The sequence below is a fragment of the Enterobacter sp. MGH85 genome (assembly GCF_001037655.1).
GTDB classification, from domain to species: Bacteria; Pseudomonadota; Gammaproteobacteria; order Enterobacterales; family Enterobacteriaceae; genus Enterobacter; species Enterobacter intestinihominis.
The window spans coordinates 4402360-4426417 of record NZ_KQ089925.1 but is presented as its reverse complement, the minus strand read 5'-3'; the positions used below and the strand labels follow the sequence as shown (position 1 = coordinate 4426417).

Below are 24058 nucleotides of genomic sequence, written 5' to 3'. Positions count from 1 at the left end.
TCAAGCACCCAGTCGGGTGCTTTTTTTATGGATGTAATATGGAAGCGATCACTGGTGCAAAGGGTGGCAGCCAGAAGCAGCACACACCTGTAGAACAACCTGATTCGGCGCAGTCAATGGCGCGCTGCCGCATGCTGCTGGCGCTCGGGGAGGGTGAGTTTGCTGGTGGTCTGGATGCGACCAGCATTTTCCTGGACGGTACGCCGCTGGGAAACTCAGACGGAACGATGAACTTTGAAAACGTTTCCTGGGAATTTCGGCCAGGCACACAGACCCAGACGCCGATTCCGGGTTTCCCCGCAGTGGAGAACGAAACTACAGTCGGCGTATCGCTGACAAAAGCCACGCCCTGGACGCGCGCGCTGAGCAACACCCAGATTGACGCTGTGCTCGTTCGCATTGGTATTCCGGGTTTGCAGCAGCAGGAAAACGACGGGGATATTGTCGGCACTACCGTAAAGTACCATATCGATCTTGCTGTAGATGGTGGTGCGTTCTCTACGGTCATGACAAGAACCGTCACAGAGAAACTCAGTTCGCTCTATGAACTAACCCACCGTATTAATCTTCCCAAAGCCAGCACTGGCTGGCAGATTCGCGTGGTGCGTGACACTGATGACAGCACCAGTCAGATGTTGCAGAACAAAACGCAGGTACAGGCGATCACTGAGGTTATTGATGCGCGCCTGCGTTATCCCCACACGGCGTTGCTGTATGTGTCGTTCAACGCCAAATCGTTCAATAATATCCCGAAGGTTTCCTGTAAACCTAAGGGGCGCATTATCCGCATCCCTTCGAATTACGATCCGATAGCCCGAACCTACAGCGGCACATGGGACGGGACGTTTAAGTGGGGCTGGACGAATAACCCGGCCTGGATTTGGTTCGATGTTCTGACAGAGCCGCGTTTCGGCCTTGGCCGTCGCGTGATGCCAGAAATGCTCGATAAGTGGGAGCTCTATCGCATCGCCCAGCGCTGCGACCAGAAGGTACCCGACGGGAAAGGCGGAAGCGGTACCGAGCCGCGCTTCATGTTTGACGTGTACATTCAGGCGCAGGCCGACGCCTGGCAGGTGATCAAGGATATCGCCGCAGGGTTCAATGGCATGACGTTCTGGGGCAACAATATGTTCAATGTTGTCTCGGACATGCCGGCAGATACGTCGAAGCTGCAAATCCTTACCCGCGCTTCGGTGGTGGGCAAACCGGTTTACTCGAGCGGCAGTGAAAAGACCCGCTACTCCAGCGCGCTGATTAACTTCAGCGACCCTGACAATCACTATCAGGACCGCACAACAGCGGTGATGTTCCCGGACCTGGTTAAGCAGTTCAAGTTTAAGCAGACGCAGATCACCGCAATCGGCTGTACGCGCGAGAGCGAAGCACAGCGCCGTGGCGGGTGGGCTGTGTACTCCAACTCACTTGACCGGATTATCACGCTACAGACCGGGCTTGATGGCTATGTCTACGTGCCGGGTACCGTGTTTGCATTTGCTGACGAACGCCTTTCAGGGCGTGTTTATGGCGGGCGTATAACCGGATATAACGCCGGGTTGAAGGCTGTGACAACCGATCGGGGAACCAGTGCCGTTGCGGGTGACACACTGATGATCCGCACACGGGGCGGTACCGTTGAAAGCAGGGTGATCCAGGCCGTAAACGGCACGCAGCTGGTGGTCGCCACGCCTTTCACGGCAGAGCCGTTACCCAACGCTGTATTCGTCATCGATGCCGGGCAGTTGCGCCTGCAATACTTCCGCGTTACGAACCTGAGATTTGATGATGAAGAAAACACCTTCACAATCACCGGGGCCGAATATAACGCATCAAAATATGATGCGGTCGATAACAATGCCCGCCTGGACACGCCGCCAATTAGTCTGATACCAACCGGTCTCGTCAACCAGCCGACCAATATCGTGGTAGCGAGCTATGACGCAGTGCGCCAGGGGCAGCGAGTGGCTACCCTGACGGCATCCTGGGATGCGCCGGTCGACAAGAACGGCAAACCACAGGCGGATGTCATAGCCTATCGGGTGCAGTGGAAGCGCGGCGACAATGAGTGGGTTAACGTGCCGGAGACTGGCCTGCGCAATATCGAAGTGGCCGGTATCTTCGATGGTGATTACCTTGTCAGAGTCAGGGCAATTAACTCTGGCGGGGCCTCAAGTCTATGGGCAACTTCAGCTCTCACGCATCTGAAAGGACGCACTGGTAATGTGCCTAAGCCGGTTGGTCTTTCTGCAACGGATAATGTTGTTTTCGGCATCAACGTAACCTGGGGATTCCCTGCTGATTCCGGTGATACGCTTAATACAGAACTGCAATACAGCCTGACCTCTGACGGTGCGAGTCCGATGCTTCTGGCTGATGTTCCGTATCCTCAGAAACTCTATCAGCAGATGGGGCTGAAGGCAGGTCAGGAATTCTGGTATCGCGCCCGGCTGGTTGACCGCATCGGGAATCAGAGCGACTGGACAGACTGGGTGCGCGGGCAGGCCAGTATCGATGTTTCCGATATCACCAATGCAATCCTGGAGGACATCAAAAGTTCTGAAGTCTTCAAGGACCTAATTGAGGATGCAGTAGCCAGCAGCGAGAAACTGGCTGAACTTTCTGATGCGATTAAGGAGAACGCCGATGGTCTGGCTGCCGCCGTAGGTTCGAATAAGCAGACCGCTGAAGCAATCATCGGAAACGCGCTGGCTATTGCCGATGTTGTCGTGCGCCAGACAGCCCAGCAGGGCGCTAACTCTGCGACATTCGAACAGCTCAGGGAGGTGATCGCCACTGAGACGGAAGCCCGCGTTACGGATGTTACTCGTCTTGAGGCGAAAACTGCCCAGAATGAAGCGGGTATTACTGATGTTCGCCAGGCGTTAGCAACGGAAACTGAAGCTCGCGCTTCTGCGGTAAGTCAATTGACGGCTGCCACTCAGGCCGCATCTGACAAAGCTGATTCAGCAGCTGCTGTAGGTGCTCAGAATACAGCATCAATCACTGACCTTAGCCAGGTTGTCACGGACCTCGATTCCTCAATGGCATCACGCCTGGAAGAGCTGGGGGCACAAACTGATAAGGCCAGCGGCGGTATTCAGAGTAACTCCATCGCGCTAATTACGAGTACGCTGGCGCAGGTTGATCAGCAGGTGAGACTCAGCGCGCAGTACGGTGACAGTAAGGCCAGCATCGATCGTATTGATAATGTTATGGCAAGCGACAGGGAGGCAACAGCGCGTTCGCTGCTGAGTTTGCAGACTGACGTGAACGGCAACAAGGCAGCAATCAACAGCCTGAACCAGACGTTTTCCAATTATCAGCAGGCCACGGCCACGCAGATAAACGGCATTACGGCGACCATCAACGGGCACACTTCAGCGATCACCACCAACGCGCAGGCCATTGCTAACGTCAACGGCGACCTGAAGGCGATGTACAGCATCAAGGTTGCCGTGGATGCGAACGGAAAACAGTATGCTGCTGGTATGGGGATAGGTGTTGAGAATACTCCATCTGGCATGCAGTCGCAGGTATTATTCCTCGCAGATCGTTTTGCAGTGATGATGCAGGCAGGAGGAACCCCTACCATCGTCTTCACCACGCAAAATGGTCAGTTGATAATCCGCGATGCTGTTATCGGGGAGGGGACGATCGGTAACAGTAAAATCGGTAATTACATCCAGTCATCAACCTGGGATGGAACAGGGAATGTCGGATGGCATATCAACAAGTCCGGGTATGCCGTGTTTAACAACGTGACTGTTCGTGGCTCGATTTACGCCACAACGGGTAACTTTGGATTCAGTGGGCCGAACAAGGCGACGGTGATAGACAGTAATGGTGTAACTATCAACCTGACCGGAGGCGGCCGTATCGTACTTGGAGAATGGACATAACATGCCAAGAGGACTACTAATTGATCTGAATGATGGCGGAAAGCGGATGGAGATAACGGCGGGTCTTCGATGCCCGTCTTTTGGATCCTACTTTGACAGTGGCTACCAGAAAGCCAAATACGCTGATATTGCCGGTTATGTTTCCGGGGCGCAGGTGCTGTTTATCCCGCACGCGACAGCTTACCTTGATTCAGGGCTGCTTCATAAAATGAACTCGGTCACCATATCCGGTGGCCGTGTGACGCAGAACTCCACGATGAAGGACGTAAGCATCAGTGAGCGTGAGAGTACGTACACGTTCCCCGGAAGCATCTGGCAGATATTTCCTCCTGGCCAGCGTAAAGGAGAAGGCCTGCTTATTGATGACAGTACTGACTTCCTGGCGATTACCAATGCCACGCAGTCAGGGCAGTGTATCTGGAAGGGGACCGTCAATATCCCCACAGGCGGCTGGACAGTTCCCACGATAGCGGGGTACGACAAGTCCAAATATATCGTCTTTGGGCGCTGCAATAGCGGTAACACCGTCGATTTCGATGGCAACACGGTCAGGTTCTTCAGCCCTCCATCCACCAACGATGACGCTCCGACAACCGGCACGATAGATATTGTCATATTCGCCAGTGGTGTGGCGCCGCAGCCGGGAACGGGGCTAAACATCTTCAATGCAGCCGGGGCCTGCACGTTTTCAACGACAAAGCGGCCTTTCGTCTACCTCAACCAGCTCTGGACGCCTTCAAAAAATGCCGTGAGCATCGGCAGCGGGTATGTTCCGCTGGGTAGATTCGGGCTGATGGCTCACGAAGTTAATGGCATGTACGTGTATCGAATGTTCGGAATAAAAATACAGAACGGCAGTGCTTCAGTTCAGGGCGGGAAATATCTGGGGCGCGAGCGGTATGCAATTTTTGGTAATGACACGGTAACGCCACTGAACCTTCCCGTTCTTCCCGATATGTACGTCTGAATAAACTGTCTTTTTAATCAACCTCGCTTCGGCGGGGTTTTTTATTGCCTGGAGAAAACATGATTTATACTACTGGCACTATCGCCATCAGCGGAAACACCCTTACAGGTACCGGCACAAACTTCACTGCTGCTGGTTCTCTTATTCGTAACGGCTGTACCGTTATTGCAATGACCAGCCCTGTGCAGGTATTTCAGATTACCACCATTGGCAGCGCAACAAGTCTCACCGTTACGCCAGCTGCTAACCCTACAATCCCTGCTGGAACAAAATATGCCATTCTTCTGAGCGACAGCCTGAGCGTCGACGGTCTGGCGCAGGACATCGCTGAAACCTTCACTATGTATCAGCGTTACATGAGCGGTTTCGCTGATGTGATGAACGGTACTACAGACGTCACTATCACGATTAACGGTGTGGCCGTTACCGTACCGGGCCAGAAATCACTGGCGAAGAAAGGGGCTAACAGCGATATAACCAGCCTAAGCGGCCTGACTACCGCGCTCAGTATCAGCCAGGGCGGTACAGGTGCAAAGAATGCTGCTGACGCTCGCACAAACCTCGGTTTGGGAACATCTGCAACAAAAAACACAGGAACAATGAGCGACAATGTCATGCAGCCCGGCATGTTTGGGCTTGGTCGTCCGGATGGGGCATTAATATTCAACACAACGAGCCAGGATGATCTTCTTGTTGGATTGACAGGATATGGGCTTACAGTTCTTCGAAATGATGCCCAAATACCTGAGCCATGGAATATATGGAACTATTCTCCGACAATATTTGCCCGTACCGGTGATACTTATAGTCTTTTCTCAATGCCTTTTGAATCATCTGGCAAAGTTCGTATTTTGGGGGGTTCTGCCAGCACAGGCTGGACGCACAGCAGGATCTTGTATGATGATAAAAATACGGTTGTAGATAGCAATGGCTTTATAAAACAGGCATCCCCGGTCGTCAAAGTCTTCTCTAATGGTAAATATGAAACTAACGACGAATCAGAAGGCGTCACGGTCACTCGTCTGGATATCGGACAATACCTTATTGAAGGCTGTAAAGCACTCAATTCAGACGCTGCCTGGGGCGGTATCGACGGAGGATTTGAAATCCCCACAGACAGGAATAAGCAACCGCTCATATGGCTGGACTACGAGGTTAACGCAGACGGCTCTGTGCTGGTAAAAACCTATCACCGCGAACATTCTTCTGCGCCAGCATTTGCCAGGAATGAGCGTGATGGATTGGCAGATGGTGAGCCGGTTGACATCCCGGCTCATCAGTTCGTCAGCGTTCGTGTAGAAATGCCAGCTGACAGCATCTGGAATCAGAAACAAACGGAAGAGGCTTTAAAGCAGGAACAGGGCTCGTAAAAAACCGCCGCCCATTTTGTGTAAGAATGAGCGGCGGCTGATTGCTCAGTGTTCATGCCCGAGCAAACGTCGGGAATACTACCTGAGTAAAACTCAAATACCAACCTGACGAACGGTAGGTGATTCTGAGGTTAACCACATGTCAGATTCATCAAATATTTCTTCCAAAATATGGTACCAGTAAAGATTATTTTGCATTTTGTGCGATCGCTACTTACTCATACCTATTCAAATTACCTGACGGGTAATTTCTGCATCTTTAACCCTATCCTTGAGCACCAGAAGACGCTTTAATCACGCCAGCAGGTGCTCTTTAACAATTAGCTTAGATCCTCAGACTCCTTGAGAGGACTATCCTTCGAAGCCAGATACAGGAGAATTCTTAAATCTTTGCTTTCTGATTCCAACCTATGCGCCATAATAGCTGCTGCATCCAAAACAAGACTCCTGGCTCTCTCTCTATCATGCGCGGATAGTTTTTCAGCCTCACCTTCTTCAGCAAGTCCAAGCAAATACTCAATTCCTTCCTGTGCTAAAGCTGGTTGCGACATAGCACTGGAAATGATGTCGACTATCTCAGAATTCATCGATCTTCCATTGCGCTTGGCACGCTCTGCTATGGCGTCTCGCATTCCTGCCGGCAGTCTCACGTTGAAACGGTCCATCTCTTGGCTGGGGAATTTACTCATTATCAAGACTCGCTGATACAAATTTGTATCATGATAGCACCTACTTGACACCATCATAAATGGTGTTAAATTGGTTGTAGTGCCAAGTTGGTATCATTGATGAGGAGTTTACTATGCAAACCACTACATACGCTGGTCGTAAAAATGAAAGCTTCCAGCTTCGCCTACCGGGACAGATGAAAGAGGAGATCCGCAGAATGGCTGAGATGGACGGAATTTCAATCAACTCTGCGATTGTGCAGCGACTGGCTAAAAGCTTGCGTGAGGATCGCGCTAATGGTCAGTAAAAAAGACGAAACCCGGCAGTGTGGGGACACTAACCGGGCTTCTTTGCCAACAAACCACCGTAGGAATGATGACATGAACAGTGTACAGAACAAAGAATTAACTTTCCAGCAGACAGAGTTTCACCCGGTATCACACGCTGGTGAAACATGGCTCACTTCATCTGAGTTAGCAGCGGCGCTCGGTTACAAAAAGTCAGATGCCGTTACCCAAATATTCAGTAGGTATCACGATGAATTTACGGAACATATGTCAACGACCCTCAAAATGAGTGTCGTTAGAAAGACTGGTGCTGTTGATATTCCGGTTCGCGTTTTTTCGCTTCGTGGCGCTCATCTTGTCGCGATGTTCGCTACCACCCCGAAGGCCAAAGAATTCCGCCGCTGGGTTCTGGACATTCTTGACAGAGAAATTCAGCGCTCGCCAATCGCTAAGCAGTTTACGGACGATGAATTATGCACCCTCGCATATCTTTGGCGTTCGGCTGCGGTGATGTATGAGGCTTGCCGCGAAGTACATCCTCTACTGTTAGTTGCCGAGCATCGACTGGTTCCTCGATTTAGCTCTATTGGCACAAATTACAACCGGGGGATCAATAAGGCTCGCGCCATTCTTAAGCGCGAAACAGATCACATCAAAGAACAACCATGGGGAGATAGTGACTGGAAAAACGTCTTCTCATACGGGAAAGGAATTTTGCAGTGATGCAAATAGAAAAGCCGGTAGTTACGAGCTGCCGGCTTCCATTGAAACATGTCAGAAGGATCCAACTAATGACATCATTAAATTTAGCAGTTCAAGAGCGAAATGTCGATCCCCAGCCGCTGCCGGTTATTGAATGGAAGGGTTTGCGTGTTGTTACGACTGAAACGCTGGCCGCAGGGTATGGTTCTGATGAGGCTAACATCCGGAAAAACCTGTCACGCAACGCTAGTCGATTCATGGATGGCATCCACATTTTCACTATTAAAGGTCAAGAGTTGAAGGATTTGCGAGTGACTAATAGTCACGCACAAATTTCGAGCAAAGCCCGTTCCGTTATTCTTTGGACCGAGAAGGGCGCTGCCCGTATGTCTAAGATTGTCGACACTGACGAGGCTTGGTCTTTCTTCGAACGTCTTGAGGACTCGTATTTTCGTCCTGCCGCCTCTGCTGGCATTCCACTTACCTATGAAGCAGCACTGGAAGATCTGCTGTCAAAGGTAAAGGAAAACCGCATCATCACAGAGCAGCGTGACCGAGCAGTAAAAGAGAAGCTTTGGATCGCAGATAAGCGTGAAGCCACGGCGATGGCGACAGCCTCAGCCGAGAAGCGTAAGGCTAATGCGTTGGCGGAGAAATTGGGTGAGTGCAAGAAGCATGCGACGATCAAGGCCGTTCAGCGCGTCACTGGTAAGTCATTCAGTCACTGGCCGATGAAGAAATGGTGTGCCGCTAATGGCATGAAGCCCAGAGATGTACCGGATGAAACCTACGGGAGCGTTAAATCATGGCCTGCCGAGGCATGGAAGGCCGTCAACAGCATTGAACTTAGAAAACTGTTTTAACTCGAAACGACTATGAGCGCATAGACTTATCAAACCCGCTTCGGCGGGTTTTTCACAACTATTTTCCCAGCCCGAACCGCCACTTATAAACCATCTCACTCGCTTCGCTTGATCTGAGCCTACAAATGATAATACTGTATATGCATACAGTTATTTTGTGAGGTAATTATGCCACGCACAGCAGACATACACGCCGCCTTCGTTGCGGTAATTAAGCTCAACCATAAGGGCTATAGATATCTGAGCACAGACAGCTTTATCGAGAAGCTGCGGGAGTTCAACTGGCACTACACGCGCGAAGAAGCGAATGCCTGGATAGAGCGCAACCAGCCGGGCTTCGCTGATAAGACCACCGACGGCAGCGATAACCGCTATTGGGTCCTGCGTAACATGGGGAGGGTCCAGTAATGGGATTTGCATCACCTGCGAATGATTACGTCGAGCGACGGCTATCCCCTGAGGTGATCTGTAATATGGGGGCAGAGAGTAGGGTGCTTGAAACTGATGTTGGCTTTGCCATCATTGAGCCTGCCACGAAAAAAACGCCGGGCGATATATTGCTGATTCTTTGCGACGGTCATACGCAGTTCGCCAAACTGATGGGTAAGGTGTTAATCACGGACGATGGCGAGGCGATAGAGGGCCCGGCACTGGAAGAGGTTGAGGTAATGGGGCGGGTGACGTTCTTCATCAACCGCGCGAGGGATGACGACGACTGCCCGGTGATATGATGTGGAAAAGGCATAGCTATGCCAGGCTGCATGGCTATGAATTCTCTGTGTCATAGATGTGTCATGCATGGATGTATCAGAATATAACGAGAAAGCAGGTAACGACACGTAATGACACAAACGCGTTGCGAGCGCGGAAAAACCAATGATATTACAGTGTGTTAAATAGTACTCTACGTTCTTCTAAGCCGTAGGTCGTAGGTTCGAATCCTACAGGGCGTGCCATTAACCCTCCGGCACTCAGCCGTTCCTGACCAGCCTGAATCGTGTTTTCATTACCTTTTATAACTGGCCTTCCAGGGTCATACGACACATTGACTTTTCCCCCAACTTACTTGCCGGGGGAGAGCGCCATTAGTGCCCTGTAACGGCCGCGGCGGCGACCGGATGGTCAGCGTTAGCGACCACGGTTGCACGGGCGACGGGATGATAACTACCGTCTGTTGCGGCTGCGACGGCGACAGGGTGATCGGCAGATACAACCGCCGTTGTGCGGGCGACAGGATGGTTACCTTCACCGGTGGCCGCCGCAACGGCAACAGGATGATCGGCGGAGGCGACGGCAGTCGCACGGGCTACCGGATGATTTGCAAATGCAGAAAATGATGCCGCAGTGAAAGCCAGAGCGAGAATGACTTTTTTCATAATATAACTCCTGATGTTTTCCCTGTATGGACAGGGACCATTATTTTAATAACGATGATTGGTACTTATTGAGAATTGTGCAATGGATATTGCTTCGTCTGAATCAAATACTCTGACAATGTATCTGGAAAACACGTTATTGATAATTGAAGTCAATATACCTTTCCAGTTTTAAATTGTTTATTTTTAAATTTATGGTCGTTTTGTGTAAAAATAAATTATTTGCCTGGTAAAGCATATTTAGCTAAAGGAGATGATTTTTCGCCGGGCAGAATAGTGTCACCTTCAATGTATAAGAAAGGCTTAAAATGAAAAAATATTTACTCATCGCGTTGAGCTTTCTGGCTATCACCAGTCCGGCGAGTTACGCTGGCATCCGATCGCTGGTGGAGGATGGCACGGTTCTGCAGAGCCAAATTATTACGCATACCCGAGAAGGGTATCATCCGCTGCGTACCTTAACCGCGGGCACGATTGGTGGCGTAGTGGGTCACCAGTTCGGTAACGGCAAAGGGAAAACCGCCATGACGGTAGCCGGTGCAACAGCCGGGGCGGCGGCTTCTCATAACCGGCAGTCTAACGAATTGGCAGCACAGGAAGTGAAGTTACTTATCAAGACTCAATCCGGGCAGACTATTCAGGTGGTGCAGCACAATAATGGTTTGACATTTAACCCTGGCGACAAAGTTCGTATCATCACAACGGGTTCTAATACCACCGTGGAAAAAACATACTAAGCACATTATTATGATTACAAAAATGAAATACCGTGGTTTTCACGTCTGTTATAAAAATAACGATACACGATACCTGGAAATACTGGACGATATATTGTCCTGTAATGTAAAACGACTCAGCGTTCAGATGGTATTTAAAAGCCTTCCGCATACCCACGTCTCTTTACTGAATACCCCCTATGGACAGTTTGTATTAAAGATTTACTCCCCCAGGAAAAAAAGGATAGAAAAATTTTTCAAATCGTTTTTTACGCCCAACCCCAACGAAAATTTGATTGAGCGGATCGACTATGCTGGCAGGCAAGGTCATACCTTCCCGAATGATTTTTATCTCCTGGCTGAACGCCGGATTTTCAGATTCGCAAAAATCTCGCTCATGTTGTTTGAGTATGTCCCCGGTCCGGAGTTACGCGTTCTTCCCGCGATCACGCCGGACATAAAGCGTGAAATCCGACACAGTATGCAGAAAATGCACAATCTGAAAATCATTTCCGGCGATGCGCACGGCGGGAACTTCATCCTGAGTGAAAAAGGAATAAGGATCATCGATCTGTCCGGGAAGCGTTGTAACGCGAAAAGGATTGTTGAAGACAACGTGACGGCCAGCCTTCGCATTGGTATTCCCATTGAATCCCACCGGCGTTGGGAAAAACGCCTGATCGCAAAAAAAATCAGACGACACCATAAAATCGTCCAGAGGAAGTATCTGGCGCGTTCAAATACCGCTTAAACCCTTTATTCATGCAGGACAACAGCCTGTTATAAAAGAATTTTCCCTGGTATATGGCATTTTCGCCAATCCTCTACCATGCTCATTACACCTCACCGTTTCGCGTGGGGGCTTTTCGTAGTTGCTCATTAATCTTAAGGAAAAAGTTTATGAAAAAAACGACTGCTATTTTGTTGGGCACCGCGTTTCTGTTTACCACCAACGCCTTTGCGGCTGAAATGATGACAAAAAACGAATTCGAAAAAGTTGAGTCTCAGTACGAAAAAATCGGTACCGTGAGCACGGCTAACGAAGTCTCTGTCGACGATGCGAAAAAAGAGCTGGTCGAAAAGGCCGATAAAGAAGGTGCTGATGTGCTGGTGCTGACTTCCGGTAATACAAACAACAAAATTCACGGCACCGCCGATATTTACAAGAAAAAATAATGCTTTAGCAACCACCCCTGTCTGGGGTGGTTGTGCGCCGTACTTCTCCCCCACATCGTTTTTAACCTCTTCTCGCGCAGTACTCCTCGTTGACGCTTGATTACGTATGCATAATGCGTATAGTTCTCATTTGCATTTCATTTGATAAATACTAAGGCCCGACAACGGGCCATTTTTGCGCGCATGTTAAGAGCTCATTATGAACAACACCACAATGCACAAAACGCTGCTGGCGATTGCCATCGGCGCGGTTACACACTCCGCCTTTGCGGCGGAAGAGAAAAAAGAGGACACCATCGTGGTCCAGTCCACGGCGGGGAGTGATTTCAAACCCGGCGGTGACCAACTGCTTCCGGCCTTCCTCGACGGCCAGGTGGCTAACGGCGGACGTATGGGGATGCTCGGGCAGCAGAACGCCATGGACGTGCCGTTCAACATCATTAGCTACACCTCGAAGCTGGTGGAAGATCAGCAGGCGAAAACCATTGCTGACGTGGTCGCTAACGACGCGGGCGTGCAGTTCGTTCAGGGGTACGGCAACAGCGCGGAAACCTTCCGTATCCGCGGCCTGAAGTTTGACGGCGACGATATGACCTTTGGCGGATTGTCCGGCGTACTGCCGCGCCAGGTGGTGGATGCCCAGATGGTTGACCGCATCGAGATCTTCAAAGGGGCCAATTCCCTGATGAACGGCGCGGCCAGCTCGGGCGTGGGCGGGATGATCAACCTTGAGCCAAAACACGCGGGCGACATCCCGCAGGCGAAAGTGGGCGTCGACTACACCTCGGATTCCCAGATTGGCACCACGCTGGATGCGGGGCGTCGCTTTGGCGATAACGACCAGTTCGGCGCGCGGGTGAACCTTGTGCATCGTGAAGGCGAAACCGGCGTGCCGAACGACCGCCGCCGCACCACGCTGCTCTCCACCGGTCTGGATTACAAAGGTGACCGTTTCCGCACCTCGCTGGACCTGGGCTATCAGAAAAAAACCTTCCACGGCAGCCCGACCAGCGTCAACATCTCGGCGGTGGACTTCGTGCCTGAACCACCGAAGAACGATCGCAACTTCTCGCAGAAGTGGGCCTACAGCGATATCGAAAACGAATTCGGCATGTGGCGCAGCGAGTACGACATCACCGATAGCTGGACGGCCTATACCGGCCTCGGCGCACAGCACGCGCACGAAGAGGGGATCTACAGCGCGCCGAAGCTCCTGGATAAAGGCGGTAATGCGACGGTCAGCCGCCTTGATACCAACCGCATCAGCGATTCCGTCAGCGGCATGGCGGGCATTCGCGGTAACTTCATGACCGGCTTCGTCTCGCACAAGGTGAATGTCGGGTATTCGGCGATGACCAAAAACGAAAAAATCGCGTGGAAAATGTCTGCCGCGGCGGATAACCCGACCACCAACATCTACCACAACACTGGCGTTGCTATGCCGGACAGCAGCAACTTCAGCGGCTCAGGCGGCAAATACAGCGATCCGCTGACCAGTGGGCGCACCCGCACGCAGGGCTGGCTGTTGAGCGATACCCTGGGCGTGCTGGACGACAAACTGCTGTTTACCGCAGGCGCACGCCATCAGAAAGTGGTGATTCGCGGGTACAACAAAATTACCGGTGCGGAAAACGACGCGGACGGTTTTGACGGTAGCCGCTGGATGCCAACCTACGGCGTGGTCTATAAGCCGTGGGAGGAAATTTCCCTCTACGCCAACCACACCGAGGCGTTACAGCCCGGTGAAACTGCGCCTCGCTCAGCAAACAACTACGGCCAGAGCACCGGTATCGTGCACTCTAAGCAGAACGAAGTGGGTGTAAAGGCGGACTTTGGCCGCGTGGGCGGCTCCCTGGCACTGTTTGAGATCAAAATGCCGTCGGCTATCCTCGACGACAGCGGCCACTACGGCCTGGACGCTGAACAGCGTAACCGTGGCGTGGAGCTGAACGTTTTCGGCGAGCCAATGCTTGGGATGCGTCTGAACGCCAGCGCCACCTGGCTTCAGGCCGAGCTGACCAAAACTAAAAACGGCGTGAACCAGGGGAACGACGCGATCGGTATTCCGAGCTTCTACGCCGTGCTGGGGGCAGAATACGATATCAAGCCGATTGAGGGCCTGACGGCGACCGCGCGCGTTAACCACTCCGGCACGCAGTATGCTGACCTGGCGAATACCAAAAAGCTGGACAGCTACACCACGCTGGATCTGGGCATGCGCTATCGCTTCGCGGTGAACCACAATGAAAACCAGATGACCGTGCGCGCAGGCATCGACAACGTGACCAACGAGAACTACTGGTCAAGCGTGGATGATTCCGGTACTTACATCACTCAGGGCGAGCCGCGTACCTTTAAGGTCTCGGTTGGCTACGAGTTCTAAGCGTTCCACCTCGTTATCCGGGGCAGGGACGCCCCAATCCCTTCGTTGTTGTGTTATAAAATTGTAATAAAAGCTTCTTACACTGGTCGCCACATCCTTACCTCTTGGCCAATGACAGGAAGCCGCTATGGGCAGACCCCTCAAATCCGTATTTAAAAAAGAACATCGCGACGATATCAGTAACCGCAGCGCTAACCCGGTATTCTCCGAGGTGGCAGAGGTGTTCCTCTCCCGCCGCCGTTTTCTCCAGATGGGGGCCGTAGCGGGGGCTGCCGTATCATTCCCGTATCTGATCACACCCGAGAATGCCATTGCCGCGGTCTCAAAACCGTCCGCGCTGGCAAAAGCGGTTTCCCTGGGCTTTACCAGCATCGACGTCTCCACGGAAGATACGGTCAGGGTGCCGGAAGGCTATATTGCCCGTCCGTTCTATCGCTGGGGCGATCCGACAGGCATCAAAAACAACATGCCGGCGTTTAAACCGGACGCCAGCAATACCACAGACGAACAGGCCGTGCAGGCGGGCATGCACCACGACGGCATGGCGTGGTTTAGCCTGCCGCAGGGGGGGCAAAGCCCGGAGCATGGCCTGCTGGCGCTGAACCATGAATACATCGACAACGGAATGCTGTTTACGGACGGTACGGCGAACTGGAGCCTCGACAAAGCCCGCAAGGGGCAGAACGCGATGGGCGTGTCGGTGGTGGAAGTGAAAAAAACGGGCAGCGCTTGGGAGGTGGTGCGTCCGTCTTCGTTCGCCCGCCGTATTACCGTCAATACGCCGATGCAGCTTACCGGCCCGGCGCGGCATCAGGACTTAATGAAAACCGCCGCCGATCCGCAGGGGGAACGCGTTCTGGGCACCATGCAGAACTGCGCCAACGGCCACACGCCGTGGGGGACCTATCTCACCTGCGAGGAGAACTGGTCGGACATATTTGTGAAAAAAGCCGATCTCAACCCGCTGGAAAAACGCTACGGCATTAGCGACAGCGATGAATCATACCGCTGGAACGAGGTGGATGAGCGGTTCAGCGTCGATAAAACCCCTAACGAACCCAACCGTTTCGGCTGGGTCGTGGAAATCGATCCCTACAACCCGACCTCCACCCCGCGCAAGCACACCGCGCTGGGCCGCTTCAAGCATGAGGGGGCAGCCGTCACGCTCGCCGCCGATAATCGCGTGGTGGTTTATATGGGTGACGACCAAAAGTTTGAGTACATCTATAAATTTGTTTCGGATAAAAAATACGATCCCGCGAACCGCGAAGCCAATATGCAGCTGCTGACGTCCGGCACGCTGTACGTCGCCAGGTTCAACGAAAACGGCAGCGGCGACTGGCTGCCGCTTGTCTTCGGGCAAAATGGCCTGGATAAAAGCAACGGTTTTGCAAGCCAGGGCGATCTGCTGATTAAAACCCGTCTGGCGGCCGACGTGGTGGGGGCAACGAAGATGGATCGCCCCGAGTGGATAGCCGTCGATCCGCACGCCAGCGGCAGCGTCTACTGTACGCTCACCAACAACAGCGATCGCGGGAAAGAGGGCAAGGCACCGGTCGATGCTGCTAACCCGCGCGCCAACAACGTGTACGGGCATATTATGCACTGGCTCGAAGAGGGGGCCGATCCTGCCGCCTCACGCTTTAAGTGGGATATTCTGGTCATGGCCGGGCGCACCGACGGCGACGATCCGAAGGCCAAAGGCTCGATGCAGGGCGCGGAATTTGGCAGCCCGGACGGCCTGTCGTTTGACCACCAGGGCGTCCTGTGGATCCAGACCGATGTCTCCTCCAGCACCATCAATAAGAAAGCGTACGAGGGGATGGGCAATAACCAGATGGTGGCTACCATTCCAGGCACCAACGAGTATCGCCGATTCCTGACCGGGCCGCGCGGGTGCGAAATCACCGGCATTGCATTTACGCCAGACAACCGGACGCTGTTTATCAACATTCAGCATCCGGGGGAGGGTGGGGATGATATTACCGACCCGGCCAACCCTCGCGCTGTTTCCAGCTGGCCAGACGCGAGCCCGAACGGGCGTCCGCGATCGTCAACGGTGGTGATCGTCAAAGCAGACGGCGGGATCATCGGGTCGTGACGTTTATCCGCCGGGCGCATGCGCTGGCCCGGCGTTAAGCTTGCTACCACCAGCATGAAGTGTTAAAACGTGCCCCTTCTAAAAAAGAGACAGGGGTAGGGCGTGAAAGACGCGTCATCCGCTTCAGGCCATGGTAGCGCTGAAGCTTCGTCGGATCAGAGTCCGACGCTGCAACGTGGTTTGCAAAATCGACATATTCAGTTAATTGCCCTTGGCGGCGCGATCGGTACCGGGCTGTTTCTCGGCATCGGCCCCGCCATTCAAATGGCTGGCCCGGCGGTTCTGCTGGGTTACGCTCTCGCAGGGATTATCGCCTTCCTGATCATGCGCCAGCTCGGCGAGATGGTTGTTGAAGAGCCGGTGTCCGGCTCCTTCGCGCATTTTGCCTATAAATACTGGGGTCCGTTCGCAGGCTTCCTCTCCGGCTGGAACTACTGGGTGATGTTTGTGCTGGTGGGCATGGCGGAGCTGACCGCCGCAGGCATCTATATGCAGTACTGGCTGCCGGATGTCCCGACGTGGATCTGGGCGGCGGCCTTCTTCATCATTATTAACGCCGTTAACCTTGTGAACGTGCGCCTGTATGGCGAGACCGAGTTCTGGTTTGCGCTGATCAAGGTGCTGGCGATTATCGGCATGATCGGCTTTGGCCTGTGGCTGCTGTTCTCCGGCCACGGCGGCGAGCGTGCATCGATCGACAACCTGTGGCAGCACGGCGGCTTCCTGGCGACTGGCTGGAAAGGGCTGATCCTCTCGCTGGCGGTCATTATGTTCTCCTTTGGCGGTCTGGAGCTGATAGGTATTACCGCTGCCGAAGCGCGCGATCCGCACAAAAGCATTCCGAAAGCGGTCAACCAGGTGGTGTACCGTATCCTGCTGTTCTATATCGGCTCGCTGGTGGTGCTGCTGGCGCTCTATGCGTGGGTGGAAGTAAAATCTGACAGCAGCCCGTTCGTGATGATCTTCCATGACCTGAACAGCAACGTGGTGGCTTCCGCGCTGAACTTCGTCATTCTGGTGGCGTCTTTGTCGGTGTACAACAGCGGGGTTTACTCCAACAGCCGCATGCTGTTTGGCCTCTCCGTACAGGGCAACGCGCCGAAGTTCCTCACCCGCGTCAGCCGTCGCGGCGTGCCGATCAATTCGCTGTTCCTTTCCGGCGCTATCACCTCGCTGGTGGTGCTGATCAACTATCTGCTGCCGAAAGAGGCGTTTGGCCTGCTGATGGCGCTGGTTGTCGCCACGCTGCTGCTGAACTGGATCATGATCTGCCTGGCGCACCTGCGCTTTCGCGCCGCGATGCGCCGCAAGGGGCGCGAGACGCAGTTCAAGGCGCTGCTCTATCCGGCGGGGAACTACATCTGTATCGCATTCCTCGGCCTGATTCTGGTGCTGATGTGCACCATGGATGAGATGCGCCTGTCAGCGATGCTGCTGCCGGTGTGGGTGGTGTTCCTGTTTGTTGCGTTTAAACTCTCTCGAAGGTAAAAGCAAAACGGCAACCTGGTTGCCGTTTTTAGTGTTTGCCCCCTCTCCCTGTGGGAGAGGGCCGGGGTGAGGGCACCAGACCGCACCAAACCAGACCGCACCACACTGCCCGCCTTCACGCCCGGCACCGCTGCGCTTACCGGGCCTACATGTTCGGGGACGTTATTTAGTAGGCCGGGTAAGGCGAAGCCGCCACCCGGCACCTCCGCTTCACCATTATCGTGACCCCTCTCCCAATTCTGTTTCGATCCACAGGATCTTTGTTTTGTAATCGATTACTTTTCATTTGAGCTAATTTGTAATCGATTACTTTTTCCGGGTGAGGCTTATCATGGTGTCAACTGAGAGTAGTGAAAAGACGATAACGCAGCACCGGCTGCTGGTGCCGCGTCTGTCGCTGATGATGTTTCTGCAATTTTTTATCTGGGGTAGCTGGTCGGTCACGCTTGGCCTGGTGATGACCCGGCACAACATGTCACTGCTGATTGGCGACGCGTTCTCAGCCGGGCCCATCGCCTCCATTCTTTCGCCGTTCGTGCTCGGGATGCTGGTGGACCGCTTCTTCGCTTCACAGAAGGTGATGGCGGTGATGCACCTCGCGGGCGCGGCGATCCTCTGGTTCGTGCCGGGGGCGCTGATTGCTGAGAACGGCGCGCTGCTGATTGGCCTGCTGTTTGGCTACACGCTCTGCTACATGCCAACGCTGGCGCTGACCAATAACATCGCGTTCCACAGCCTGGCAAACGTGGATAAAACCTTCCCGGTGGTGCGCGTGTTTGGCACCATCGGCTGGATCGTGGCGGGCATTTTTATTGGCGTCACCGGCGTGGCGTCCAGCGTGACCATCTTCCAGGTGGCGGCGGTCAGCTCCGTGCTGCTGGCGCTCTATAGCCTGACGCTGCCGCACACGCCTGCACCGGCGAAAGGCCTGCCTGTGAAGGTGCGCGATCTCTTCTGCGCGGACGCCTTCGCGCTGCTCAAAACCCGCCACTTCTTCGTCTTCTCCGTCTGCGCAATGCTGATCTCCGTCCCGCTCGGCACCTATTACGCCTACACCGCCTCGTATCTGGCGGATGCCGGCATTGCCGACGTCAGCACCGCCATGTCCTTCGGGCAGATGTCTGAGATCGTCTTCATGCTGGTTATTCCGCTGCTGTTCCGCCGCCTGGGCGTGAAATATATGCTGCTGATCGGCATGCTGGCGTGGTTCGTGCGTTATGCCATGTTCGCGCTGGGCGTCAGCGAGGAGGGGCGCATTCTGCTGTATCTGGGCATTCTGCTGCACGGCGTCTGCTACGATTTCTTCTTTGTCGTCGGCTTTATCTACACCGACCGCGTGGCGGGAGAAAAGGTCAAAGGCCAGGCGCAGAGCATGATCGTGATGTTCACCTACGGCATCGGCATGCTGCTCGGCTCGCAGATTTCAGGGGCGCTTTACAACCGCCTGGTGGCAGGGCAGACCGTGCCGCAGGCGTGGGTTACATTCTGGTGGATCCCGGCGGTGGCTGCCGCGGCGATCGCGCTGATTTTCCTTCTCACGTTTAAGTATGACGATGACAAGGCGTAATGTTCTGGAGGTGGTATGAGGACAATGAAAGGACCGGGTATTTTTCTGTCGCAGTTTATTGGCGGGGAAGCGCCCTTCAACACGCTCGACGGGCTGGCAGGATGGGCGGCGTCGAAGGGTTACAGAGCGGTGCAAATCCCCTGCAACCATCCGCATATCTTTGATGTGGAGAAAGCCGCAGAGAGTCAGGCCTACTGCGACGACATCACCGCAAAGCTGGCCGCGCACGGGCTGGTCATCAGCGAGCTGTCGACCCATCTGGAAGGGCAGCTTGTGGCGGTGAACCCGGTTTACAGCGAGGCGTTTGACCACTTCGCACCCGCATCCGTGCGCGGTAACGATGCGGCGCGTCAGGCGTGGGCGACGGAAAAACTGAAGCAGGCGGCGGTCGCCTCGGCCCGATTAGGCCTGAAAGCGCACGCCACCTTCTCCGGCTCGCTGGCCTGGCCGTTTTTCTATCCGTGGCCGCCGCACAACGAGCAGCGTTTTCAGGAGGCGTTCGAGGCGCTGGCAACCCGCTGGCGGCCAATACTGGATACCTTCGACGAGCAGGGCGTGGACGTCTGCTTTGAGCTGCATCCGGGGGAGGATCTGCACGACGGCGTAACCTTCGAGCGTTTTCTGGCGCTGGTGGATAACCATCCGCGCTGCAACATTCTCTACGACCCGAGCCATATGCTGCTTCAGCAAATGGATTACCTGACCTTTATTGATCTCTACCATGCGCGCATTAAAGCGTTCCATGTCAAGGACGCGGAGTTCCGCCCCAGCGGGCGCAGCGGCGTCTACGGCGGCTACCAGCCGTGGATCAACCGCGCCGGACGTTTTCGCTCGCTGGGTGACGGGCAGATCGACTTTAAGGGCATCTTCAGCAAGCTGACCCAGTACGACTACGACGGCTGGGCGGTGCTGGAGTGGGAGTGCTGCCTGAAGGATGGCGATACTGGCGCGAGTGAAGGCAGCGAATTTATCCGCCGCCACATTATTCCCGTTTCCGGACGGGCGTTTGATGATTTCGCCGCAGGGGGCAGCCATGATTAACGTCGGGATTATCGGCAGCGGGTTTATTGGCCCGGCACACATCGAGGCGCTCAGGCGTCTCGGGTTTGTGCAGGTGGTCGCGCTCTGCGACGGTTCGCTCGTTAAGGCGCAGGAAAAGGCGCGCCAGCTAAATGTGCCGCATGCTTACGCCAGCGTGGAAGAACTGCTCGCGCACCCCAATCTGCATGCGGTGCACAACTGCACGCCGAACCACCTGCACGCGGAGATTAACCGCCAGATCCTGCGCGCGGGCAAGCACGTGTTTTCCGAAAAGCCGCTGTGCATGACGCCGGACGAGGCGCGCGAGCTGGTGGCGCTGGCAGAGCAGGCGGGCGTGGTGCATGGCGTGAGCTTTGTCTATCGTCAGTTTGCGATGGTGCGCCAGGCGGCGAGCATGATGCGCGCCGGCACCCTCGGGCGGCTGTTTGCCTCGCACGGCAGCTATTTACAGGACTGGATGCTGCTGGAAACCGACTACAACTGGAGGGTGGATGCCGCGCTCGGCGGCGCATCGCGGGCGGTGGCGGATATCGGCTCCCACTGGTGCGATACGGTGCAGTATGTCACCGGCAGGCGCATTACTGAGGTGATGGCTGATTTATCCATCGTCTGGCCGACGCGCAAGGCTAACGTGGCGGGCAGTCAGACGTTTACGCACGACGAACATGCTCACTATGAAGATAAACTGGTCACCACCGAGGACTTCGGCTCGGTGCTGTTGCGTTTTGACGACGGCAGCAAGGGCAGCTTTAGCGTCTCGCAGGTGAGCGCGGGGCGAAAAAACCGCCTGACCTTTGAAATTAACGGCAGCGAGCAGTCGGTGGCGTGGGATCAGGAAACCCCGCAGCAGCTGTGGATCGGCCATCGCGCCCGGGCAAACCAGACGCTCAGCGACGATCCGGGTTTGATGAACCGTGATGTGGCCGACAGCGCCCATTTCCCCGGCGGACACATTGAAGGCTGGCCGGATGCCTTTAAAAATATGATGGCGCAGTTTTACCGTGCCGTGCAGGCGGGAGCGATGCCGGATAAGCCGCAGTTTGCCACCTTCCACGATGGCGCCAGTGTGATGTATATCCTTGATGCGATTGTGAAAAGCCATCAGCAGCAGCGCTGGGTGCGTGTGGAATACTGACGCATTGCCCGGTTCGCCGGGCAACCAATTTATGGTAGCCTGCACAAAACGCTAACCGCAGGATGTATCGTCGCTATGTCAATTCAGAAAATCGCTCAACTGGCCGGGGTATCCGTGGCAACGGTCTCTCGCGTACTGAATAACAGCGATACCGTGAAGGCGAAAAACCGCGAGCGCGTTTTGCAGGCGATCCAGGAGAGTAACTACCAGCCCAATCTGCTGGCGCGTCAGCTGCGCACCGCCCGCAGCTATATGATCCTGGTGATGGTCTCGAACATCGCCAACCCGTTCTGTGCCGAAGTGGTGAAGGGCATCGAAGCCGAGGCGGAGAAAAACGGCTACCGCATTCTGCTGTGCAACTCTGGCTCGGATATTGAGCGCTCCCGCTCGGGCTTAAGCCTGCTCTCCGGCAAAATCGTCGATGGCATTATCACTATGGATGCGTTCTCGAAGCTGCCGGAGCTGGCCGCGCTGATTGGCAACGCGCCGTGGGTGCAGTGCGCCGAATACGCCGATGCGGGCGCGGTCTCCTGCGTGGGGATTAACGATGTTGATGCCTCCCAGCACGTTGTCAGCCAGCTTGCCGACGAGGGCCGCAAACGCATTGCGCTCATCAACCACGACCTCAGCTACAAATATGCCCGTTTGCGCGAACGCGGCTATAAGAGCGTCATACACCTGCGGGATCTGGACTATCAGGCGGTGGAGTACGCCAGTGAGCTCAGCTCCAGTGCGGGCATGGCGGCGATGCAAAATCTGTTAACGGCAAACCCGCCGGATGCGGTGTTTGCCGTTTCCGATACGCTGGCGGCGGGGGCGCTGCGCGCCATTCAGCAGGCAGGGCTGCGGGTGCCAGAAGATATCGCGGTGGTGGGTTTTGACGGCACCGAGCTGGCGGAGATGATTTCTCTCACCACCATTGAACAACCGTCGCGGGATATCGGGCGCAAGGCGGTCAATCTGCTGTTAAATAAGATCGACAACCCGGATGCGCCCACGGAAAGGGTCATGATGGACTGGCGCTTTATTTCCCGCGCCAGCACCTGATTATCTGGCGATGACGCCAGCCAGCGAGCGAATATCGTTTCCGGTTGGCGACTGGTGAATACGCAGGCCAAATTCATCCACCACCGCGAAAATATGATCGAAGATGTCGGCCTGAATATCTTCGTATTCTGCCCAAATCACCGTGTTGGTAAAGGCATATATTTCAATCGGCAGCCCGTTGGCATCGGGCGCGAGCTGGCGCACCATCAGCGTCATATCTTTACGAATACGCGGGTGGTTACGCAGATATTCATTCAGATAGGCACGGAAGGTGCCGATATTGGTCATCTTGCGCAGGTTTAATACCGATTCCCCTTCGCCGTTCTGCTGATTCCACAGGTTAATTTCCTCATGACGCGCGGCCAGATACGGCTTCAGCAGTTTCGCCTGAATCAGTTTCTGCTGCTCCTGCTCATCGAGGAAATGAATGCTGGTGGTATCGATATTCAGGCTACGCTTGATGCGGCGACCACCGGAGGCTGACATGCCGCTCCAGTTGATAAACGCGTCGGACACCAGCGCCCAGGTCGGGATGGTGGTGATGGTGTTATCGAAGTTGCGCACTTTAACGGTGGTCAGGCCGATGTCGGTCACCGTGCCGTTGGCCCCGTATTTCGGCATCTCCAGCCAGTCCCCGAGCTTCAGCATGTCGTTGGCGGAGAGCTGAATACCGGCCACTAAGCCCAGTATCGGGTCTTTAAAGACCAGCATCAGAACGGCAGCCATCGCACCCAGGCCGCTTATCAGAATGGCGGGTGACTGACCGATCAGAAGGGAGATAATTAATATTCCCACCAGAATGGCGCTCACCAGCTTGATGCCCTGGAATATCCCCTTCAGCGGCAGCTGTGATGCGGTGGCCATTTTCTGCGACAGATTGAATATGACGTCCAGCAGCGAGAAGAAGGAGAGCAGGGCATAGACCATCACCCACAATTTTGCGCAGGTGGTGAGCATTTCCGCCGCTTCGCTGCCTTTTTGCAGCCACAGAACCGCCTGAACGTTGACGATTATCCCCTGGAGGGTAAACGCCAGACGGTGAAATAACTTGTTCTGCGTAATGATCTGCAACCATAAATGGCTGCTGGCCTGCGCGCGTTTTTCGAAGGCGCGCAGCACCACTTTGTGCAGAATAAAATGAACGATAATGGCTGTAAGAAAAATAATACCAAAGATAATCACTAAAGAGGTGGTGTGATTAATTTCAATCCCTAACTCTTCAACCTGAGCAATTAATTCCTGCATAACGTCTCCTGTATTGATGCAGCCCCATA

21 protein-coding genes are annotated in these 24058 nt (G+C 54.3%); 18 read left to right on the top strand and 3 right to left on the bottom strand.

What is annotated here, in order from left to right:
• The first annotated feature begins 38 nt into the window (after window positions 1–38).
• Genes SK51_RS21025 through SK51_RS21015 form a run of 3 tightly spaced genes read left to right on the top strand, consistent with a single transcriptional unit; the run spans window position 39 to window position 6233 of the window.
• Window positions 39–3896: a TipJ family phage tail tip protein gene (locus SK51_RS21025; protein ID WP_048207047.1), complete on the top strand. Its 3858-nt coding sequence runs from the start codon at window positions 39–41 to the stop codon at window positions 3894–3896.
• A gap of 1 nt (window position 3897) precedes the next feature.
• On the top strand, window positions 3898–4863 hold the full coding sequence (locus SK51_RS21020; protein ID WP_048207045.1) for a DUF6453 family protein: 966 nt from the start codon (window positions 3898–3900) through the stop codon (window positions 4861–4863).
• A 59-nt stretch (window positions 4864–4922) separates the two neighbouring features.
• Window positions 4923–6233 (top strand): phage tail fiber protein, encoded by a 1311-nt coding sequence (locus SK51_RS21015; RefSeq protein ID WP_048207043.1) that lies wholly within the window; start codon window positions 4923–4925, stop codon window positions 6231–6233.
• A gap of 320 nt (window positions 6234–6553) precedes the next feature.
• Here SK51_RS21015 and SK51_RS25065 read toward each other — a convergent pair whose 3' ends face one another.
• Window positions 6554–6922 (bottom strand): Arc family DNA-binding protein, encoded by a 369-nt coding sequence (locus SK51_RS25065; protein ID WP_080459243.1) that lies wholly within the window; start codon window positions 6920–6922, stop codon window positions 6554–6556.
• Window positions 6923–7035: 113 nt separating this feature from the next.
• Here SK51_RS25065 and SK51_RS21005 point away from each other — a divergent pair, with 113 nt between their 5' ends.
• The 5 genes from SK51_RS21005 to SK51_RS20985 all read left to right on the top strand — a co-directional run bounded on the left by SK51_RS21005 (window position 7036) and on the right by SK51_RS20985 (window position 9485).
• A complete protein-coding gene (locus tag SK51_RS21005) occupies window positions 7036–7209 on the top strand; it encodes an Arc family DNA-binding protein (protein ID WP_047359780.1) in 174 nt (57 codons plus the stop codon).
• On the top strand, window positions 7199–7912 hold the full coding sequence (locus tag SK51_RS21000) for a P22AR C-terminal domain-containing protein (protein ID WP_047359781.1): 714 nt from the start codon (window positions 7199–7201) through the stop codon (window positions 7910–7912). The genes SK51_RS21005 and SK51_RS21000 overlap by 11 nt, the downstream gene beginning before the upstream one ends.
• Window positions 7913–7980: 68 nt before the next feature.
• A complete protein-coding gene (locus tag SK51_RS20995) occupies window positions 7981–8754 on the top strand; it encodes an ORF6N domain-containing protein (protein WP_047359787.1) in 774 nt (257 codons plus the stop codon).
• Window positions 8755–8922: 168 nt separating this feature from the next.
• Window positions 8923–9162, top strand: coding sequence for a hypothetical protein (locus SK51_RS20990; RefSeq protein WP_047359782.1), 240 nt, complete (start codon window positions 8923–8925; stop codon window positions 9160–9162).
• Window positions 9162–9485 (top strand): hypothetical protein, encoded by a 324-nt coding sequence (locus SK51_RS20985; protein WP_047728218.1) that lies wholly within the window; start codon window positions 9162–9164, stop codon window positions 9483–9485. Before SK51_RS20990 ends, SK51_RS20985 begins: the two co-directional genes overlap by 1 nt.
• Before the next feature lie 354 nt (window positions 9486–9839).
• On the opposite strand, the gene SK51_RS20980 is transcribed toward SK51_RS20985, so the two are convergent.
• Complete coding sequence (locus SK51_RS20980; RefSeq protein ID WP_022647314.1) at window positions 9840–10130, bottom strand: hypothetical protein; 291 nt, start codon at window positions 10128–10130, stop codon at window positions 9840–9842.
• 308 nt (window positions 10131–10438) lie between these two features.
• On the opposite strand from SK51_RS20980, the gene SK51_RS20975 reads away from it, so the two are divergent.
• The 10 genes from SK51_RS20975 to SK51_RS20930 all read left to right on the top strand — a co-directional run bounded on the left by SK51_RS20975 (window position 10439) and on the right by SK51_RS20930 (window position 22784).
• Window positions 10439–10867: a glycine zipper 2TM domain-containing protein gene (locus SK51_RS20975; RefSeq protein WP_032676381.1), complete on the top strand. Its 429-nt coding sequence runs from the start codon at window positions 10439–10441 to the stop codon at window positions 10865–10867.
• Window positions 10868–10877: 10 nt separating this feature from the next.
• Window positions 10878–11597, top strand: a complete 720-nt coding sequence (locus SK51_RS20970; RefSeq protein ID WP_023305620.1) for a lipopolysaccharide core heptose(II) kinase RfaY — start codon at window positions 10878–10880, stop codon at window positions 11595–11597.
• A gap of 149 nt (window positions 11598–11746) precedes the next feature.
• On the top strand, window positions 11747–12022 hold the full coding sequence (yahO, locus tag SK51_RS20965) for a DUF1471 family periplasmic protein YahO (protein ID WP_022647318.1): 276 nt from the start codon (window positions 11747–11749) through the stop codon (window positions 12020–12022).
• Between the two features lie 199 nt (window positions 12023–12221).
• Complete coding sequence (locus tag SK51_RS20960) at window positions 12222–14405, top strand: TonB-dependent receptor (protein ID WP_023305621.1); 2184 nt, start codon at window positions 12222–12224, stop codon at window positions 14403–14405.
• A gap of 127 nt (window positions 14406–14532) precedes the next feature.
• Window positions 14533–16506: a PhoX family protein gene (locus SK51_RS20955; protein ID WP_023305622.1), complete on the top strand. Its 1974-nt coding sequence runs from the start codon at window positions 14533–14535 to the stop codon at window positions 16504–16506.
• 102 nt (window positions 16507–16608) lie between these two features.
• Complete coding sequence (pheP, locus tag SK51_RS20950) at window positions 16609–17994, top strand: phenylalanine transporter (RefSeq protein ID WP_032676380.1); 1386 nt, start codon at window positions 16609–16611, stop codon at window positions 17992–17994.
• A gap of 331 nt (window positions 17995–18325) precedes the next feature.
• Window positions 18326–19561 carry an MFS transporter gene (locus SK51_RS20945; protein WP_032676379.1) on the top strand — a complete coding sequence of 412 codons (1236 nt, stop codon included), beginning with the start codon at window positions 18326–18328 and terminating at the stop codon, window positions 19559–19561.
• 15 nt (window positions 19562–19576) lie between these two features.
• On the top strand, window positions 19577–20602 hold the full coding sequence (locus SK51_RS20940; RefSeq protein WP_023299502.1) for a sugar phosphate isomerase/epimerase family protein: 1026 nt from the start codon (window positions 19577–19579) through the stop codon (window positions 20600–20602).
• On the top strand, window positions 20595–21737 hold the full coding sequence (locus SK51_RS20935; RefSeq protein ID WP_032670955.1) for a Gfo/Idh/MocA family protein: 1143 nt from the start codon (window positions 20595–20597) through the stop codon (window positions 21735–21737). Before SK51_RS20940 ends, SK51_RS20935 begins: the two co-directional genes overlap by 8 nt.
• Before the next feature lie 75 nt (window positions 21738–21812).
• Window positions 21813–22784, top strand: a complete 972-nt coding sequence (locus SK51_RS20930; RefSeq protein ID WP_023305626.1) for a LacI family DNA-binding transcriptional regulator — start codon at window positions 21813–21815, stop codon at window positions 22782–22784.
• Here the strand turns inward: SK51_RS20930 and SK51_RS20925 are convergent, their stop codons facing one another.
• Complete coding sequence (locus SK51_RS20925) at window positions 22785–24029, bottom strand: mechanosensitive ion channel family protein (RefSeq protein WP_022647326.1); 1245 nt, start codon at window positions 24027–24029, stop codon at window positions 22785–22787.
• Window positions 24030–24058 lie beyond the last annotated feature (29 nt).